Source organism: Diaphorobacter aerolatus (assembly GCF_014489535.1).
GTDB lineage: Bacteria > Pseudomonadota > Gammaproteobacteria > Burkholderiales > Burkholderiaceae_C > Diaphorobacter_A > Diaphorobacter_A aerolatus.
Genome location: NZ_CP060783.1, coordinates 2,128,795 through 2,147,153 on the forward strand (window position 1 = coordinate 2,128,795; position 18,359 = coordinate 2,147,153).

Consider the following 18,359-nt stretch of genomic DNA (forward strand, 5'->3'; position numbering starts at 1 on the left):
GTTGCCCGTCGTCTCACTGCCGCGTGAGCATGGCCCAGATGATCGTGGCGTGCGAGATCACGAACAGCACCAGACCGATCAGGCCGCCCACGATCGTGCCGTTGATGCGGATGTATTGCAGGTCGCTGCCGATGTGTTGCTCGATCAGTTCGGCCATCTCCAGCGCATCCCAGCGCTCGACGGTCGCGCGGATGTGCTCGGCGACCGATTGCGCCACATCGGGTGCCCATTGCGCGGCCCAGAGTTCGAGCCGCACGTTGAGCCGGTGGCGCAGCGCCGCATCGCCCACGAGTGACATGCCCAGCCACTTGCCCATCTGCGAAACGTTGCGCGCAATCGCGGAATCCTCGTCCTGCAAATCGCTGCGCAGCCTGCCGCGCAGGTCGGCCCAGATTTCGTGCACGTAGGAGCCAAGCGCCTCGTCATTCTGCAGATAGATGCGGATTTGCTCGCCGCGCTGCTCCCAGTCCGGATCCTCCTGCATGCGCTCGATCAGGCGCTTTATGCCCAGATCGAGGGCGTCGCGCAACTGGTGGTTGGGGTCCTTGGCGACCTCGACCAGCAACGTCTCCACGGCATGCGAGATCGCCGAAGCACCCTTGCCGCTGAGCCAATCCGTCGGCAGCACCTTCTGCTTGAGCGGATGCTCGCGTTTGATCCAGTTGACCAGCGTCTGCGCGATGAAGCTGCGCGTGTCGGGCGTCTGCAGCAAGGTATTCAGCCGCACCAGCAGATCGTCGAGCAGCACCTGGTGGCGGCGTTCATGGGTGAACGCACCCAGCGCTGCGGCCATGGTGCGCGAGATGTCGAGCTGCCCGATCAGCGCCTTGGCCGCGCGGTTCAGCAATTCCTGGATCTTGTCGTCTTCCACGGTGTCGAGCGCCGTCGCCAGCAAGCGCGATACCTGCTTGCCGAGCAGACCGGCGTTGGCGGGCGAGGTCAGCCACTGCGCGAGCATGTCCGCCGGGTCATGCCTGCGGATCATCGTCACGAGCGACGGCGCATCGAGAAAGCGGTCGCGCACGAAGGCCGACAGGTTGTCGCCGATGCGGTCCTTGTTGCGCGCGATGATGTTGGTGTGCCGCGAGAGATACGGCAGCGGAATGCGCTTGAACAGCGCCGAGACGGCAAACCAGTCGGCGAGCGCACCGACCATGGCGGCCTCGGACATGGCGCGGATGCATTCGACCCAGAGATTCTGCGGAAACGCATAGGTCAACGCGAACACCACGACCACGGCAACGAACAGGCCCGTGGCCTGCGCCTTGGCACGTGACAAATGCGCCGCACGGGCTGCCGTGGCGGCGCTGACACCCGGCGAATCCAGATCCTCCAGCGGAAGCATTTGCATACGCACAAGCATAGCCCGACAGGCGCGTGAAATCATGCCTCACGCTGTAGGAGATGAACGCGTACGCCCGTCTGCGGGGCGACCGACTACTGCCGCTGCCCGCGCTACAGCTATTTGCCGTTGATCGCCAGCAGTTCGACTTCAAAGTTCAGCGTGGCGTTCGGCGGAATCAGGCCGCCGCCCGCGCCGCGCGCGCCGTAGGCGATGCTGGCCGGACAGGTGAGCTTGGCCTTGCCGCCGACCTTCATCTTCTGCACGCCTTCGGTCCAGCACGGGATCACGCCGTTGAGCGGAAAGTCGATGGACTGGCCGCGCTTGATGGAGCTGTCGAACTCCTTGCCGGATTCCGGGAACCAGCCGCGGTAGTGGACGCGGACCGTGTCCGTGGACTTGGGGGTGGGGCCGGAGCCTTCCTTGAGGCTTTCGTAGATGAGGCCGGAGGTGGTGGTGACGGGGTCGGCGGCTTGGGCTGCTGTGGCCGCAGCGAGGGCCAGGGTGGCTGTGGTTGCCAGGCGGAGGATGTTTTTCATCGGGTTTTTGGTGGAGGTGGTTTGGTTGATAGCGGAGGCCGGGACTGCCCCGGCGGGGCAATCACTTTTTGCTTGCGCGCAAAAAGTAATCAAAAACGCGCTTGGAAGTCACGCGGCGGAACTCACTTCGCTACTTCGTAGCTCCGTTCGGACAACCGCCGCGAGTCAGTGGAATGCGCAGAGGTGGGTTCGGCACTTTGCTTCGCTCGTGCCGCTCGTGGCGAGGGTGGGTGACGGTGCAGCAATCACCCTTTGCCAGCCGCAATCCCCATCGCATCCAGAGCCTTCGAAAGATAACCCACCGTGCGATCCACGTTGTGCCATTTTTCGAGGCCGAACAAGCCGATGCGGAAGGTCTTGAAGTCCGGGCCTTCGTCGCATTGCAGCGGCACGCCGGATGCGGCCTGGACTCCGACGGCGACGAAGGCCTTGCCGGACTGGATGTCGGGGTTGGTGGTGTAGCTCACCACCACGCCGGGGCCTTGAAGCCCTCGGCCGCCACGCTGGGGAAACCGCGCGATTCGAGCAGTTTTCGCACCTTGGCACCGAGTTCGATCTGTTCGTCGCGCACCTTGGCGAAGCCGTAGTCGCGGGTTTCGAGCATCACGTCGCGCAACTGCACGAGCGCGTCGGTCGGCATGGTCGTGTGATAGGCGTGCTGGCCTTTTTCGTAGCCCTCGGCGATGGTCATCCACTTCTTCAGGTCGCACGAGAAGCTGGAGCTTTGCGTGGGCTCGATGGCCTGGCGCGCGCGCTCGGAGAGCATCACCATCGCGCAGCAGGGCGTGCTGCTCCAGCCTTTTTGCGGCGCGCTGATGAGTATGTCAACACCGGTCTTCTGCATGTCCACCCAGATCGCGCCGGAGGCCACGCAGTCGAGCACCATGAGCGCGCCGACGTCGTGCGCGGCGTCGGCGATGGTCTTGATGTATTCATCGGGCAGCATGATGCCGCTGGCGGTCTCGACGTGCGGAGCGAAGACGACCCGGGGCTGCTCGATGCGGATGGTTTCGGCCACGTCGGCGGCCAGCGCTGGCGCCCAGGGGTCCTGCGGGCCCTCGCCCTGCTTGCGGGCCTTGCAGACGATGGAGCCGCCACCCAGGGCGCCTTCATCGAAAATCTGCGTCCAGCGGTAGCTGAACCAGCCATTGCGCACGATCAGCACCTTCTCGCGGTTGGCGAACTGGCGCGCGACGGCCTCCATGCCGAAGGTGCCGCTGCCCGGGATGAGCACGGCGGTGTGGGCGTTGTAGACCTGCTTGAGGGTGCCGAGAATGTCCTGCACCACGCCAACAAACTTCCTGGACATGTGGTTGAGCGCGCGGTCGGTGTAGACCACCGAAAACTCCATCAGACCATCGGGATCCACATCGGGCAGCAATCCGGGCATCGGTATATCTCCAGTTATGGGCTCGCGGTCAGCATTCACACAAAGCGTCCGCCGCGAGCCCGTTCAGCCAAGAAACACGGGTATGTTCTACGGTTATCTTTTCGATAGAAATACAGCTTAGCACGCACATCCGCGCGTCATCGCGCGGCGGTCTGGCGCCTGCCGAAGATGCCGCTGCCCACACGCACCAGCGTGCTGCCGGCAGCCACGGCGGCGGCCAGATCGTCGGTCATGCCCATGGAGAGCGTGTCGAAGCCGTCGAGGCCCGGAATCCGCTGCGCCGCCATCTCGTCGAACAATTGCCTTGCGCGCCGATGCACCGCAAGCTGGGCATCAAAACCGTCGGCTGGCTCGGGAATGCACATGAGCCCGCGCACCACGATGCGCGGCAGCGCCGCGGCGGCCCGCGCCAGTTCGGCGGCCTCTTGCGGCGCGACGCCGGACTTGTTTGCGCCGCCGTCGATGTTCACCTGAATGCAGACCATGAGCGGCGGCAGGCTTTCGGGCCGCTGCTCGGACAGGCGCTGGGCGATCTTCAGGCGATCGACCGTGTGCGCCCAGTCGAAATGCTCGGCCACGAGGCGCGTCTTGTTGCTCTGGATCGGTCCGATGCAATGCCATTCGAGCCGCTCGGGCAGGCCGAATCCCGCCACCTCGGTCATCTTCTCGACCGCCTCCTGAATGTAGTTCTCGCCAAAGCGGCGCTGCCCCGCCTCGGCCGCCTCGCGCACGGCGGCAGCGGCAAAGGTCTTGGAGACCGCCAGCAGGCCCACGTCTGCCACCGGACGCCCGGCCCGTTCACAGGCGTTTGCGATCTGCTCGCGCACGCGATGGAGATTGTTGGAAATCGTCGTCATAATGTTCGTTCAAGAGTCAGTTTCGGTCGATCCGACTAGCGGTTCAAGTCAAACAAACGTAACCTGTCGATCTGTTTGGAAACAAGACTCCAAGCGTATCAAACGATCTGAGGGATCCCGTGGATATCACCCAACTGCTGGCATTCAGCGTCAAGAACAAAGCATCCGACCTGCACCTCTCGGCAGGTCTGCCGCCCATGATCCGTGTGCACGGCGACGTGCGCCGCATCAACGTGGACGCGCTCGACCACAAGACCGTGCACGGCATGGTCTACGACATCATGAGCGATGCCCAGCGCAAGACCTACGAGGAATTCCTCGAGGTCGATTTCTCGTTCGAGATCGAAGGCCTGGCGCGTTTCCGGGTGAACGCCTTCAACCAGAACCGCGGCGCCGCGGCGGTGTTCCGGACGATTCCGAGCAAGATCCTGACGCTGGAGCAGCTCAATGCGCCCAAGATCTTTGCCGATCTGTCGCTGAAGCCACGCGGCCTCGTGCTGGTGACCGGCCCCACCGGCTCGGGCAAGTCCACCACGCTCGCCGCGATGGTCAACTTCCTGAACGAAACCGAATACGGCCACATCCTCACGGTGGAAGACCCGATCGAATTCGTGCACGAATCCAAGAAATGTCTGGTCAACCAGCGCGAAGTCGGCCCGATGACGCTGTCCTTCGCGGCCGCGCTGAAATCCGCCCTGCGTGAAGACCCGGACGCGATTCTGGTCGGCGAAATGCGCGATCTGGAAACCATTCGCCTCGCGATGACCGCCGCCGAAACCGGCCACCTGGTGTTCGGCACGCTGCACACATCGAGCGCCGCCAAGACCATCGACCGGATCATCGACGTGTTCCCCGCCGAAGAAAAGGAAATGGTCCGCGCGATGCTCTCCGAGTCGCTGCAGGCCGTGATCTCGCAGACGCTGTGCAAGACCAAGGACGGCCAGGGCCGCGTGGCGGCGCACGAAATCATGCTGGGTACCAGCGCGATCCGCAACCTGATCCGCGAGGCCAAGGTCGCGCAGATGTATTCCACCATCCAGACCAGCAACAACGTGGGCATGCAGACGCTGGATCAGAACTTGACCGATCTGGTGCGCCGCAACATCATCAGCCCAGCCGAAGCCCGCAGCAAGGCCAAGATTCCGGAAAATTTCCCCGGATGATGCGCTAGTACCAACTCCACACCGGCACAGGCAATGCGCGCCGGTACAGGAAGACCCCGATGAAAGGCATCTTCGACCTGCTCAAACCCAAGAGCCCCAAGGAGGGCAGGGAGATTGCCGAGTCGACTCTTTTCACGACCGCGTTTTCCATGGGCAAGAGTGCGGGCAAATCCGCCGCTCCCTGGGAGGCACGCGCCGTCGAGGTGGTGGCCCAGCGCGTTCCCAAGAGCCGCGGCGGCAAGCTGCTGGAGTCGGTCTGGGAAAAAGACCAGTACATGTCGCACCTGAGCAAGGACGCGCTGGAGCGCATGCAGCGCTTTTTCGCGTTCGCGTCGGTGCCGCCGGGCCGCGACCTGATCCGCCAGGACGAATACGGCACGTTCATGGTCGTGCTGCTCACGGGCAGCATCGGCGTGGATCGGCGCCAGCCCTGGGGCGAGCACCTGCGGCTGGCCGAGACCCGGCCCGGCGACATCCTGGGCGAAATGTCGCTGCTGGACAGCGGCATCCGCTTTTCCACCTGCACGACGCTCACCGACTGCGAGATCGCCGTGCTCAGCGCCGACGCCATCGACGAGATGATGGCCCAGGACGCGCCGCTCGCCGCCGCGCTGATTGCATTGCTGGCGCGCAAATTGTCGCTGCGCCTGCGCGTGGTCAGCTCGCGCCTCAGCGACAATCCGAATGGATGAAACTTGAACGGCTGGCCATCTTCGATAGCCAGCCGCTCTACCCTGCAACCACCCACAAACACCGTTAGCGACCCGCCCTCGGGCCTACCGGGAGACCAAGAGGATTCAAATGGAACGCGATCAGGCCAGTAAATTCATCAACGATCTGCTTCGTCTGATGGTCAGCCGCGGTGGCAGTGACCTGTTCATCACCGCCGAATTCCCGCCCGCCATCAAGGTGGACGGCAAGGTCACCAAGGTGTCGCCACAGCCACTCACGCCCGCGCACACGCTGATCCTCGCCCGCTCGATCATGAGCGACAAGCAGATTGCGGATTTCGAGCGCACCAAGGAGTGCAACTTCGCGATCTCGCCCGCGGGCATCGGCCGCTTCCGTGTGAACGCCTTCGTGCAACAGGGCCGCGTCGGTCTGGTGCTGCGTACGATTCCGCTCACGCTGCCGACGATTGACGGTCTCGGCGTGCCGCAGATCCTCAAGGAAGTCACGATGTCCAAGCGCGGGCTGTGCATTCTGGTGGGCGCGACCGGCTCGGGCAAATCAACGACGCTGGCCGCCATGCTCGACTGGCGCAACGAGAACTCGTTCGGCCACATCATCACGGTTGAAGACCCGGTGGAATTCGTGCATCCGCACAAGAACTGCGTGGTCACGCAGCGCGAGGTGGGACTGGATACCGACAGTTGGGAAGCGGCGCTCAAGAACACGCTGCGCCAGGCGCCCGACGTCATCCTGATGGGCGAAATCCGTGATCGCGAAACCATGGAACACGCCGTGGCCTTTGCCGAAACCGGTCACCTGTGCCTCGCCACGCTGCACGCCAACAGCGCCAACCAGGCGCTGGATCGCATCATCAACTTCTTCCCCGAAGAACGCCGCGCGCAACTGCTGATGGACCTGTCGCTGAACCTGCGCGCGCTGGTCTCGCAGCGCCTGATTCCCAAGCAAGACACCAAGGGCCGCGCCGCGGCCGTGGAGATCATGTTGAACTCGCCGCTGATCGCCGATCTGATCTTCAAGGGCGAGGTCGCCGAGATCAAGGAGATCATGAAGAAGAGCCGCAATCTCGGCATGCAGACCTTCGATCAGGCGCTGTTCGACCTGTTCGAGGCCAACATGATCACCTACGAAGACGCGCTCAGGAATGCTGACTCGGTCAACGACCTGCGCCTGCAGATCAAGCTGAGCAGCCAGCGCGCCAAGACCACGGACCTGTCGGCGGGCACCGAACACTTCGCCATCGTTTGAGCGCCAGGAACACGCATCGGAGAATTTCTGAATGAGCAGTATTAGCAGCAGCATCAATCCACGTCCCTACGAATCCACGCCCGCACGCAAGGTCGCCTTTCTGGGCCTCGGCGTCATGGGCTATCCGATGGCAGGCCACCTTGCCAAGGCCGGACATCAGGTATCGGTGTTCAACCGTACGGCGGCCAAGGCCCAGGCCTGGACTGCGGAATTCGGTGGCAGCTTCGGCGCGACGCCGAACGAGGCGGTCAAGGATGCCGACATCGTGTTCTGCTGCGTCGGCAATGACGACGATCTGCGCTCGGTCGTGCTCGGTGCCGACGGCGCTTTTGCCGGGATGAAAAACGGCGCGATCTTCGCGGATCACACCACCGCTTCGGCACAGGTCGCGCGCGAGCTGCACGCACTGGCAGCGAAGCAGGGCCTTGCATTCATCGACGCGCCGGTCTCGGGCGGTCAGGCCGGTGCGCAGAACGGCATGCTCACGGTGATGTGCGGCGGCGATCAGGCCGCGTTCGACGCCGTGACACCGATCGCCATGGCGTTCTCGCGTGCGTTCACGCGCATCGGCGAGAGCGGCGCGGGCCAGCTCGCGAAGATGGTCAACCAGATCTGCATCGCGGGGCTGGTACAAGGCTTGTCCGAAGCCATCGCATTCGGCCAGCAGGCCGAACTCGACATGAATACCGTGCTCGACGTCATCAGCAAGGGCGCGGCGCAGAGCTGGCAGATGGAAAATCGCGGCAAGACCATGGTGGCGGGCAAGTTCGACTTCGGCTTCGCGGTGGACTGGATGCGCAAGGATCTGGGTCTGGTGCTGGACGAAGCCAAGCGCAACGGCGCGCGCGTGCCGGTCACGGCGCTGGTCGATCAGTTCTATGGCGACGTGCAGCAGGCGGGCGGCAGCCGCTTCGATACCTCGAGCCTGATCACGCGACTGCGCAAACCCGGCAAATAACCCTCACCGAACGAACAAAAAAACCGGCCCGAACATTTCGTTCGGCCCGGTTTTTCTTTATGGGCTTTCGTTCAACGCACGGGTGCCGTCTGCACGGGCGGCAGGGGAGTGCCCTGAATCTCCGAGCGAGATGGCAGCGCCGGTGGCGGCGCCGACTCCGCTGAAGGCGCGGGAGCCAGTGCTGCCGGCGCAGGCGTCGCGGCAGGGGCTGTCGACGTTCCCGCATCCTGCACCGCAGGCGCCGACTGCTGCTTGCTGTAGTTGGCCAGTTCCTCTTCAGGAACCACCTCGAACACGCGCACCACCTTGCGCACGTTGTCCACGCCGCGCGCGATTTCCGCCGCGCGCTTGGCTTCACGCGGGGTGACGCGGCCCATCAGATAGACCACGTCGCGCTCGGTCACGACCTTGAAGACGTTGGCCGACAGGTCCTTGGCATCGAGCAGGCTGGCCTTGACCTTGCCGGTGATCAGCGTGTCGCGCGAGCGCTGGGAAAAGCCCGAGTTCGCCATCACGCCGAGTTCGTTGACCACCGATTTCACGTTCTCGACGGCGGCGGCCTCCTTCTCGGCCTTCTGGCTTTCCTCGACGGTGGGCACTTCGCCGGTGAGCAGCACCTGGCGGTTGTAGCTCGTGACGTTGAAATGGCCGCGACCGTTCATCGAGTCCTTGAGGCGACCGGAGACCTTGTTCTCGATGGCTTCGTCCTCGACCTGGGTGCCGGTGGTGCGGCGATCCGTGGCCATGAGCGTGCCCATCACCGCGCCACCACCGAGCACCACGGGGCGCAGGCCGTGGTCAGTCCGGCGGCGAGCAACGTTGCGGCCAGCACGGTGCACGTGGTACGGGCATGAGGGAATTTCATCAAAGCATCTCCTGTTCACCAAGTAACTGTGTATCCACACCGTCGCACAGACAGTGCAGTATGAGCAAGTGCACCTCGCGCACGCGGGCGGCGCGCTCGTGCGGCACGCAGATCTGCACGTCGGTCTCGCGCATCACGCCGCCCATTGCGCCGGAATCCCGCGCGCATAGCGCAATCACCGACATGTCGCGCTCGTGGGCGGCGAGCACGGCTTCGAGCAGCGCCGGCTCGTCGCCATTGACGCACAGCACCAGCAGCACGTCTCCGGCCGCGCCCAGCGCGCGCACCTGCCGCGCAAACGCGCCGACTTCAAACGACTGCCCGAGGCTTCCGGACCATCCGGCGTCGGCCGACAGGGCAATCGCCGCCAGTTCCGGGCGCTCGCGCTCGAAGCCTGCCACGCACATCATCGCGAACTGCAGCGCCTGGGCAGACGAGAGGCCCGCGCCGCATGCCAGCACCTTGGAGCCATTGGTCACACAGGCGAGCAAGGACTGAACCGCCGAGTCGATGGGGTCGCTCAGGGCCTGCGCCGCCTGGTACTTGACGTCGGCGCTGTCGATGAAATGTTGTTGGATTCGTTGCTCAAGCATGGACTGCCGATGATACTTTGCCCGGTGAGATGCCGAGTGACTGATTTGCAGGGATCCGTATCAGCCCGGGCCGAATCCGCCTCATTCATTCGTGCATTCAATCCCCCGCGTCGAACGCGCCTTTGAGCCAGACCAGTTGCGGGTCGAGCAGCACCACATCGAAGCGGCACGGCGGATGCGCGGGCAGCGACGACAGGAAATGGCGCGCGGCAAGAACGATGCGACGGCGCTTGACTCCGCCAATGCTCGCGCCCGCGCCGCCATAGTCCACCGATCCCCGGCTGCGCACCTCGACAAAGACCAGCGTGCCGCTCGGCTCGCGCATGATCAGGTCGATTTCACCGCCGCCTCGCCCGGGGGTTCGATAATTGCGGCTGACGAGTTTCAGTCCGGCTCTGCGCAGATGTGCGAGCGCCTGATCCTCGGCCCGCATGCCCGGGCACGCGTGGTTCGGTCGGCGACCGTCGCCTCGGCCGAGGTCTGCGCCACGCGCCCCTTCATTCTTTTCAGGAAATCCCATGAGCACATCTTTTGCCTCTGCCCTGAACGCTGCACGCGATGCAGCCGGTGCTCAGCATTATCCGCAGGGTGCCCTGTACGTGGTGGCGACCCCGATCGGCAATCTCTCGGATATCACGCTGCGCGCGCTGCATGTGCTGCAGATCGCCGACACCATCGCCTGCGAGGACACGCGCCACACGCAGCAGATGCTGCGCGCCTACGGGCTCGACAAGTCTGGCGGCCAGTTGCTCGCCGTGCATCAGCACAACGAGGCCGAACGCGCAACGCAGGTGATCGATCTGCTGCGCCAGGGCAAACGGGTCGCGTATGTGAGTGATGCGGGCACACCCGGCGTGAGCGACCCGGGCGCGCGGCTTTGCGCCGCCGTGCAGGCAGCGGGTCTGCGCTCGATCCCGCTGCCGGGCGCGAGCAGCGTGACCACGGCCATCAGCGTGGCAGGCATTGTTTCGCCCGATGCGCAGGGTTTCCTGTTCGCCGGATTTCTGCCCACCAAGGCGAGCGAACGTGCTTCGGTGATCGACACGCTGGCGCTCGAGCCGCGTGCCGTCGTGCTGCTCGAAGCGCCGCACCGCATCGAAGAAGTCGCCAGGGCGCTCGCCGTGCTGGGCGAGCGGCCGGTGACGCTGGCGCGGGAAATCAGCAAGCAGTTCGAGCAGATCACCACGCACCCGGCGAGCGCCCTGCACGCCTGGCTCAAGTCGGACAGCCAGCACAGCCGTGGTGAATTCGTCGTCGTGATACATCCCGCCGCGCCACAGGCCGACGCGGACGATCCCAAGGAACGCCAGATTCTGCAATGGTTGCTGGCCGAACTGCCGATGAAGACCGCCGTGCGCCTGACCGCGCAGATCACCGGCGGCGCACGCAACCGCATCTACGACATGGCGCTGGCCCTGAAGGACGCTCCGCACGAATCCGGCGCAGGCGACGAAGCCTGAAGGCCAGGGCATCAGCCCCCACGCGCTTCAAGGCGGGTCTTCCACGACGAAAGGCCGACGCATCACGAGCGATTGCTCCGTGGAGCGCAGTTCGGCGTCAAGCGCATCACGTTCGTCTTCGAGCGCATCCAGACGTTCGAGCAGCGCGCATACGCGCTTGCCGTCCGTGCCGCGCATGAGCGCCGCATCGATGTCCAGCTTGAGCGCCGAATGGGCGACGACGATTTCTGCGCAGCGCGACGCCTGCGGTTGTCCGAGCACCGCGGACGCGACCGCCGTGCCGGCAACGCCGTGCGGCTCGTGCTCGCATTGATCGGCGATGCGTTGATAGGCAACTCGCAGCGCCTCCAAATCCTTGGAGGCTCGGGCGATGTCCTCAAGCATCCGGTGAAGCTTGACCAGATGAGACTTGGCGATTTTTTCAGGGAACATAACGGGCACTCCTCAAGTATCAACGATGTGGCGCTGCAACGAGCCCCTTCCAGACTGAAATTCAACACGACGCCCGCACAAGAAATGGCATTAGGTATGTAGTGTGCGAGTAACGTGATAAAAATCAACAACGGCCCATCAAACGTCGCAGGTATGAGGTTACAAAATGCAGTGATCGCACACCTACTGATCGATGTCGAAACCGCTTTCGCAGTGATGGTGTTAAGAGAAAAGACAAGGAGACTGGTGAGTGATCGAGCTTTATCACAGCGTCAGTGCGCGTTCGTTCCGCGTCCTGTGGCTACTGGAGGAATTGGGTCTGCCGTACCGATTGAAGATGCTGCCCTTTCCACCGCGTGCGATGGCGCGCAGCTTTCTCGAACTCAATCCGCTGGGCACCGTGCCGCTGCTGATCGACGGGGAACAACGGCTTACGGAGTCGAGCGCGATCTGCCAGTTTCTGTGCGACTTCGTGCCCGGCACAAGTTTGAAGGTAGCGCCCGGCGACGCCGCGTATGCGGCTTATCTGAACTGGTTGTTCATGTCCGATGCAACGCTCACCTTTCCGCTGACGCTGGTGTTGCGCTACACGCATTTCGAACCGCCTGAACGCCGCCAACCACAGGTCGCCCAGGACTACGCGCGCTGGTTTCTCGGTCGTCTACGGGCCGTCGAGAGCGCCACGTCGCAACACGAATACCTGTGCGCCGAGCGCTTCACCGCCGCCGACATCGCGGTGAGCTACGCGCTCATGCTCTCGGAATTTCTCGACATGTCCTCGCAATGGGGACCAGCCACGCAGGCTTACTGGCAGCGGCTGCGCGCGCGACCGGCGTTTGTACGGAGTCTGGCGATCGAGCGGCAGGCCGCCATCGAGCAAGGCGTTGATCCGACGCCCTCCCCGCTGCTGCGGCCCTGAACGACAACAACGGCGACAACGAACTGCGGAGCCACCCCATGATCACCGTGACCGACGACACCACGATTGGCGAGGCCTTGCAGGCCGCCGTCGAACGCTATGCGGACAACAGCCTGCTGGCCGTTCCGGCGAATCCCCAGCGCGGCTATGCGCAGCAGGGCGTGGAGATCAGCTACCGCGATGCGGGCCGGCAGATCGCCGAACTCGCGCGCGTCTATGCCGACGCGGGTTACGGACTGGGCCACCGCGTTGCGCTGCTGCTGGAAAGCCGCCCCGAACACATGCTGCACAAGCTCGCGCTCAACACGCTGGGCATCTGCTGCGTGCCGATCAATCCCGATTACCGTCGACGCGAATTGAATTACCTGATCGATCATTCCAAGGCCGATCTCGTCGTCTGCCTGGCATCGCGGCTCGCATCGATCCGCGAGTCGCTCGAAGACACCGCGCACCAACCCGCCGTGGTGGCGCTCGACGAACAGCGCGCCGCAGGCTCGCTGACATCGTTGCCGAAGGCCGCGCGTGCGGCGCAGGCCGGCGCGGTGAACGCCGACACGCCCGCGAGCATTCTCTACACCTCCGGCACCACCGGTCAGCCCAAGGGCTGCGTGCTCTCACATGCCTACGAACTCGCGGCGGGCAAGTGGTATGCAAGCCAGCCCGGCTTCGTGTCGATTCAGGAAGGGCGCGAGCGGCTCTTCAACCCGCTGCCGCTGTTCCATGTGAATGCGTCGATCCTGTCGTTCTACTGCATGCTGCTCTCGGGTGGCTGTCAGGTGCAGACCGACCGCTTTCAGCCATCGCGCTGGTGGGAAGAGGTCGCAAGCAGTCGCGCGACCATCGTGCACTACCTCGGCGTGATCATTCCGCTGTTGCTCAAGCAGCCCGCGTCGCCGTGGGAGACGCAGCACGTCGTGCGCTTTGGCTACGGCGCGGGCGTCGAGCCGCAACTGCATGCGGTATTCGAGCAGCGCTTCGGCTTTCCGTTGATCGAACTGTGGGGCATGACGGAAGTGGTGCGCACGATCTCCGACTACACCAGTGATCGTCAGGTCGGCACACGTTCGTTTGGCCGCGGCATGCCCGGGCTCGAAGTCCGGGTGGCCGACGAATATGGCGAGTCGGTTCCGTCCGGCACACCCGGCGAGATGCTGGTGCGCTACTCGGCCGAGACGCCGCGCAAGCACTTCTTCAGCGAATACCTCGACGATCCCGTCGCCACCGAGAAGGCTTGGAGTGGCGGCTGGTTTCACACCGGCGACGTGGTGGTGCAGGACCCGGACGGCCTGCTGCACTTCATGGACCGGCGCAAGAACATCATCCGCCGCTCGGGCGAAAACATCGCGGCGGCCGAGGTCGAGGCCATCCTGCTCACCCATCCCAAGGTACAGGGCGTGGCCGTGATGGCGGCGCCCGACGCGATCCGCGAGGAAGAGGTGCTGGCCAGCATCGTGCTCGTGCCCGGCGTGCCCGCCGACGACGCCATCTGCAGCGAACTGTTCGATTTCTGCCAGAAGGAAATGGCGTACTACAAGGTCCCGGGCTGGTGGTGGTTCACCGACGAGATCCCGACCACCGGCACGCAGAAAATCCAGAAGCACCGGATTCTCGCGGCGGGCCAGGAGCCGACCGCGCTGGCAGGCATCCGCGATCTGCGGACGAGAAAAAAGCGCGGATGAGGGGCCTTCCTGCGCGGCGCAAGCCACCGGTCGATCCATGCACGGATTGCCTGCCCGTCAGGCGGCGGAGCGGCGGATCATGTCCGCGCCCTTCTCCCCGATCATCATGGTCGCCGCGCAGGTGTTCGCGGAGGTGATTTCAGGCATGACGGAGGCGTCGATCACGCGCAGATTCGGCACGCCATGCACGCGCAATTGCGCATCGACCACGGCCTGCGCGTCGCTCTGCGGCCCCATGCGCGCCGTGCCGTTGACGTGGTACGAAGAGACGCCATAGCGGTAGATGAAATCGAGAATCTCGTCGTCCGACTGCACCTGCGGCCCGGGCATTACCTCGGCCACGCGGTAATGCTCCAGCGCCTTCGTGTGCAGCAGCGAGCGCGCAATGCGCACGCCGCGAATCAGTGTCTGGCGGTCGCCCTCGTCGGCCAGATAGTTCGGCTGCACCACCGGCGCGTCGCCGGGATCGGCCGATGCAAGCTGCACCGTGCCTTCGCTTTTCGGGCGATGCTGCCATACGCCACAGGTCATGCCCGGAAAGACATCGAGCTGGCCCACATAGCCCTCGCGGTAACTGGCGGGCGAGAACACACCCTGCAGATCGGGCCGCGCGAGCCCCGCCTCGGACTGCCAGAACCAGTGCACGACCGACGGGCTCAGCGCCAGGATATTCGGCTTGCCGCGCAGCCAATCCAGCGCCTGCCCCCACAGACGCGGCACGCGTGCGAGTTCGTTGATCGTGACGGCGTTGCGTACCGTGGCAACCAGGCGAATCGAGAAATGGTCTTTCAAATGCTGGCCGACGCCCGGCAGATGCGCCTGCGTTGCAATGCCCAGCGCGCGCAACTTTTCACCATCGCCGATGCCGGAGAGTTGCAGCAGCTTTGGCGTATTGAGCGCGCCCGCAGCGACGATCACCTCGCGCCGTGCGCGCACCACGCGCCGGGCACCGCCCTGTGCGTAGGCCACGCCGCTGGCCCTGCCCTGCTCGATCAGCACGCGCTCGGCAACGGCATGGGTCACCACCTTGAGGTTGCTGCGACCCATTGCCGGTCGCAGGAAGGTGGCGGCGGTGCTCATGCGCCAGCCGTTGTGGATGGTGCGCTGAAAATATCCTGCACCTTGCTGGAAGGCACCGTTGTAGTCCGGATTGCGCGGCATGCCGAGTTCGCCCGCGCCTTGCAGGAAGGCCTCGCACACCGGGTGTGGCCAATGCGGCAGCGTGACCTTCAGTGGCCCGTCATGGCCGCGCAGCGCGGGGTCGCCGCCATCGACAAAGGTCTCGCTGCGCCGAAAGTACGGCAGCACCTCGTCAAACGACCAGCCGGGATTGCCGCGCGCGGCCCAGCCATCGAAATCCTCGCGCTGCCCACGGTTGTAGACCAGTCCGTTGATCGACGTGGAGCCGCCAAGCGTCTTGCCTTGCGGCAGCGGAATGCGCCTGCCGCCGGTGCGTGCCGTGGGCTCGGAACTGAACTGCCAGGCGACCGCCGGATTGAAGATCACCTTGATGAAGCCCGCAGGCAGTTTGAGATACGGACGGTGATCGGGCGGCCCGGCTTCGAGCACGCAGACGCTCACGTGCGCATCTTCGCTGAGCCTTGCGGCAACGATGGCACCCGCCGCCCCACTGCCGACGATCACGTAGTCAAAAAACGTGTCATCGGCGGGCGTGCTCATGCATGCGCTCCGAGATAGGCCGCACGCACCTTGGGATCGCGCCGCAGCTCGGCCGCACTGCCTTCGAGCGTGAAGCGGCCAGTCTCCAGCACATAGGCGCGGTCGGCCACGGCCAGCGCCTGATTCGCCATCTGCTCGACCAGCAGGATGGTCACGCCCTGCGCCTTGAGTTGCCGCACGATGGCAAAGATCTCCTTGACGATCAATGGCGCAAGGCCCAGCGAAGGCTCGTCGAGCAGCAACAGCCGGGGCCGCGACATGAGCGCGCGGGCAATGGCCAGCATCTGCTGCTCGCCGCCGGACATCGTGCCCGCCATCTGCTCGCGGCGCTCGCGCAATCGCGGGAAGGCGTCGAACTGCCGCTCGACGTCGGCGGCAATCGCGGCGGCGCCGTCCTTGCGGTGGTATGCGCCGAGAATCAGGTTGTCGTGCACGGTCTGGTCGGCAAACACCTGCCGGCCCTCGGGCGACTGCGCGATGCCGAGCGGCACCCGCAGATGGCCGGCCATGCGCGTGATGTCCTGTCCCTGGAACTGAATGCTGCCGGCGGCGGCTGGCTCAAGACCCGAGATCGCCTTCATGAGCGTGCTCTTGCCCGCGCCATTGCCACCGATGATGGTGACCACCTCGCCCGCATCCACATGCAGCGAAACGCCCTTGAGCGCCTGCACCGCGCCGTAATGCACCTGTAGAGAATCCACGCGCAGCAATGCGGTCTGTTCAGGCATGCTGGCCTCCGGTCATGTCGTCGTCGAGCGCGTCCTGTTCGTCCTCGGTGCCCAGATAGGCGGCGATCACACGCGGATTGTTCTGCACCTCGGAAGGCGTGCCTTCGGCGATCTTCTGGCCGTAGTCGAGCACGATCACGTGGTCCGACACGGCCATCACCAGATCCATGTGATGCTCGATCAGCAGCACCGTGATGCCCAGATCGCGGATGCGCGCGATCACCTGGATCAGCTCCTGCGTCTCCTGCGGGTTGAGGCCCGCCGCGGGCTCGTCGAGCAGCAGCAGGCGCGGATGCGTGGCGAGCGCGCGTGCCAGTTCGAGGCGGCGCTGCAGCCCGTAGGGCAGGCTGCCGGCGATGTCGAGCGCCTTGTCGCGCAGGTGCAGGCGTTCGAGGATCTGCAACGCTTCGTCGCGAGCGGCAAGCTCCGCCTTGCGCGCCTTCCCCACGCCGATCAGGCTCGCGAAAAACCCCGCAGGGATGTGCGAGTGCAGGCCGACCTTCACGTTGTCAAGCACCGTCATGTCGCTGAACAGGCGCAGATTCTGGAAGGTGCGCCCGAGCCCCAGGCGCGCAATCCTGTTGGGCGACACACCGACGATGTTCTGACCGGCCAGCAGAATCGTTCCGCGTTCCGGCGTGACGATGCCCGAGAGGATGTTGAGCAGCGTGGTCTTGCCCGCGCCGTTCGGGCCGATCAGCGAATGCACATGGCCGGGCTTGATGCTGATATCGACGTTGTTGGTCGGCACCACGCCGCCGTAGGCCTTGTACAGCCCCTTGCCGTCGAGCAGCACCGGCGACGCCTCGCCGCTGGTCGCGGCGCGCTTCAACTGCCATGCGGGAAGCGCATCGGGCAGCGCCTCTTTGGGCACAAGGCCCGGCGCGAACTTGCGCGCCAGCGTGCGCACGAAGCCCGCGAGCCCGTTGGGCATGGCGTACAGCGCGAACAGCAGCAAGGCGCCGTAGGTGAAATGCTGCACGTCGGGCCAGCGCGAGAGCAGCGAATCCAGCAGTGTGAGCACCACCGCGCCGAGCAGCGGCCCGTAGACCGAGTTGCCACCGAACAGCACGATCAGCAGAAAGAAGATCGACAGATTGAAGGTGATGAAATCGGAATTGATGTACTGGTTCTGCTGCGCAATCAGCGCACCGGCAATCCCGCAGGTGAAGGCGCTGATCACGAAGGCCAGCACCTTGAATTTGTAGACGCTGACGCCCACGCTCTCGGCCGCGACCTCCGCCGTGTTCACCGCCAGGAACGCGCGGCCAAAGCGCCCTGCGAGCAGGTAGCGAAACATCACGTGCAGCAGCACGCAGAGGATCAACACGAACCAGACCCATTGCCTGGTGCCGAACATCTGGCCTCCGAAATTCAACGGGATCACGCCATAGATGCCCTGCTGGCCCGCAAACAGATCCTGCCACTCCGAGACGATCTTCTCCACGACGATGCCAAAGCCGATGGTCACCATCGCCAGCGCCGGCCCTTTCACGCGCAGCGCGGGCAACGCGATCACCACGCCGAACAGTCCCGCGAGCACACCGGCCATCGCGAAGGCAAGCCACGGATTCCAGCCCCAGCGCGCGGTAAGTAGCGCCACGGCGTAGGCGCCCACGGCGAACAGCCCCGCATGGCCGAGCGACTTCTGCCCGGTGTAGTTCACCAGCACATTCAGGCCCGCCGCAGCGATGTAATTCACGCCGATGAGAAACACGATGCGCAGATAGAAATCGTTGCTGGTCACGAGCGGCACGGCGGCCACCAGCGCCACCACCACCAGCAGCCACAGGTAATGCTTGAGCTCGCCCTTCAT

16 protein-coding genes and 2 pseudogenes are annotated in these 18,359 nt (G+C 64.6%); 7 read left to right on the forward strand and 11 right to left on the reverse strand.

Annotated elements, in window-relative coordinates; genetic code table 11:
* Positions 1–13: 13 nt before the first annotated feature.
* The 4 genes and pseudogenes from H9K75_RS09810 to H9K75_RS09825 form a co-directional block, all read right to left on the reverse strand.
* Positions 14–1,351 (reverse strand): DUF445 domain-containing protein, encoded by a 1,338-nt coding sequence (locus H9K75_RS09810; protein ID WP_226858633.1) that lies wholly within the window; start codon positions 1,349–1,351, stop codon positions 14–16.
* A gap of 110 nt (positions 1,352–1,461) precedes the next feature.
* Positions 1,462–1,881 (reverse strand): FKBP-type peptidyl-prolyl cis-trans isomerase, encoded by a 420-nt coding sequence (locus tag H9K75_RS09815; protein ID WP_187725634.1) that lies wholly within the window; start codon positions 1,879–1,881, stop codon positions 1,462–1,464.
* Positions 1,882–2,126: 245 nt separating this feature from the next.
* Positions 2,127–3,271 (reverse strand): annotated as a pseudogene (locus tag H9K75_RS09820) (aminotransferase class V-fold PLP-dependent enzyme).
* Positions 3,272–3,408: 137 nt separating this feature from the next.
* Positions 3,409–4,128, reverse strand: a complete 720-nt coding sequence (locus H9K75_RS09825) for a YggS family pyridoxal phosphate-dependent enzyme (protein ID WP_187725635.1) — start codon at positions 4,126–4,128, stop codon at positions 3,409–3,411.
* A gap of 119 nt (positions 4,129–4,247) precedes the next feature.
* On the opposite strand from H9K75_RS09825, the gene H9K75_RS09830 reads away from it, so the two are divergent.
* The 4 genes from H9K75_RS09830 to H9K75_RS09845 all read left to right on the forward strand — a co-directional run bounded on the left by H9K75_RS09830 (position 4,248) and on the right by H9K75_RS09845 (position 8,187).
* A complete protein-coding gene (locus H9K75_RS09830; protein ID WP_187725636.1) occupies positions 4,248–5,291 on the forward strand; it encodes a type IV pilus twitching motility protein PilT in 1,044 nt (347 codons plus the stop codon).
* 59 nt (positions 5,292–5,350) lie between these two features.
* Complete coding sequence (locus tag H9K75_RS09835; RefSeq protein ID WP_187725637.1) at positions 5,351–5,983, forward strand: cyclic nucleotide-binding domain-containing protein; 633 nt, start codon at positions 5,351–5,353, stop codon at positions 5,981–5,983.
* Positions 5,984–6,092: 109 nt separating this feature from the next.
* Positions 6,093–7,229 carry a PilT/PilU family type 4a pilus ATPase gene (locus H9K75_RS09840; RefSeq protein WP_187725638.1) on the forward strand — a complete coding sequence of 379 codons (1,137 nt, stop codon included), beginning with the start codon at positions 6,093–6,095 and terminating at the stop codon, positions 7,227–7,229.
* 31 nt (positions 7,230–7,260) lie between these two features.
* Entirely contained in the window at positions 7,261–8,187 is a 927-nt protein-coding gene (locus H9K75_RS09845; protein WP_187725639.1) for an NAD(P)-dependent oxidoreductase, read from the forward strand.
* 71 nt (positions 8,188–8,258) lie between these two features.
* Here H9K75_RS09845 and H9K75_RS09850 read toward each other — a convergent pair.
* The 3 genes and pseudogenes from H9K75_RS09850 to H9K75_RS09860 all read right to left on the reverse strand — a co-directional run bounded on the left by H9K75_RS09850 (position 8,259) and on the right by H9K75_RS09860 (position 10,165).
* Positions 8,259–9,052 (reverse strand): annotated as a pseudogene (locus H9K75_RS09850) (BON domain-containing protein).
* The gene (locus tag H9K75_RS09855) at positions 9,052–9,645 is read right to left on the reverse strand and encodes an SIS domain-containing protein (protein ID WP_187725640.1); all 594 of its coding nucleotides are present in this window, start codon (positions 9,643–9,645) and stop codon (positions 9,052–9,054) included. Before H9K75_RS09855 ends, H9K75_RS09850 begins: the two are co-directional and overlap by 1 nt.
* Positions 9,646–9,742: 97 nt before the next feature.
* Positions 9,743–10,165 (reverse strand): YraN family protein, encoded by a 423-nt coding sequence (locus H9K75_RS09860; protein WP_187725641.1) that lies wholly within the window; start codon positions 10,163–10,165, stop codon positions 9,743–9,745.
* On the opposite strand from H9K75_RS09860, the gene rsmI reads away from it, so the two are divergent.
* Positions 10,164–11,105 (forward strand): 16S rRNA (cytidine(1402)-2'-O)-methyltransferase, encoded by a 942-nt coding sequence (gene rsmI, locus H9K75_RS09865; protein ID WP_187725642.1) that lies wholly within the window; start codon positions 10,164–10,166, stop codon positions 11,103–11,105. The genes H9K75_RS09860 and rsmI overlap by 2 nt on opposite strands.
* A gap of 27 nt (positions 11,106–11,132) precedes the next feature.
* Here rsmI and H9K75_RS09870 read toward each other — a convergent pair whose 3' ends face one another.
* Complete coding sequence (locus tag H9K75_RS09870; protein ID WP_187725643.1) at positions 11,133–11,537, reverse strand: hypothetical protein; 405 nt, start codon at positions 11,535–11,537, stop codon at positions 11,133–11,135.
* A gap of 250 nt (positions 11,538–11,787) precedes the next feature.
* Between H9K75_RS09870 and H9K75_RS09875 the strand changes: the two genes are divergently transcribed.
* Both H9K75_RS09875 and H9K75_RS09880 read left to right on the forward strand, forming a co-directional pair.
* Complete coding sequence (locus H9K75_RS09875; protein WP_187725644.1) at positions 11,788–12,456, forward strand: glutathione S-transferase family protein; 669 nt, start codon at positions 11,788–11,790, stop codon at positions 12,454–12,456.
* Positions 12,457–12,494: 38 nt separating this feature from the next.
* On the forward strand, positions 12,495–14,135 hold the full coding sequence (locus H9K75_RS09880) for an AMP-binding protein (RefSeq protein WP_187725645.1): 1,641 nt from the start codon (positions 12,495–12,497) through the stop codon (positions 14,133–14,135).
* Positions 14,136–14,192: 57 nt separating this feature from the next.
* Here H9K75_RS09880 and H9K75_RS09885 read toward each other — a convergent pair whose 3' ends face one another.
* The 3 genes from H9K75_RS09885 to H9K75_RS09895 are packed head-to-tail and all read right to left on the reverse strand — an operon-like array spanning position 14,193 to position 18,359.
* A complete protein-coding gene (locus H9K75_RS09885) occupies positions 14,193–15,815 on the reverse strand; it encodes a GMC family oxidoreductase (protein ID WP_187725646.1) in 1,623 nt (540 codons plus the stop codon).
* Positions 15,812–16,543 (reverse strand): ABC transporter ATP-binding protein, encoded by a 732-nt coding sequence (locus H9K75_RS09890; protein WP_187725647.1) that lies wholly within the window; start codon positions 16,541–16,543, stop codon positions 15,812–15,814. Before H9K75_RS09890 ends, H9K75_RS09885 begins: the two co-directional genes overlap by 4 nt.
* A complete protein-coding gene (locus tag H9K75_RS09895; protein WP_187725988.1) occupies positions 16,536–18,359 on the reverse strand; it encodes a branched-chain amino acid ABC transporter ATP-binding protein/permease in 1,824 nt (607 codons plus the stop codon). Before H9K75_RS09895 ends, H9K75_RS09890 begins: the two co-directional genes overlap by 8 nt.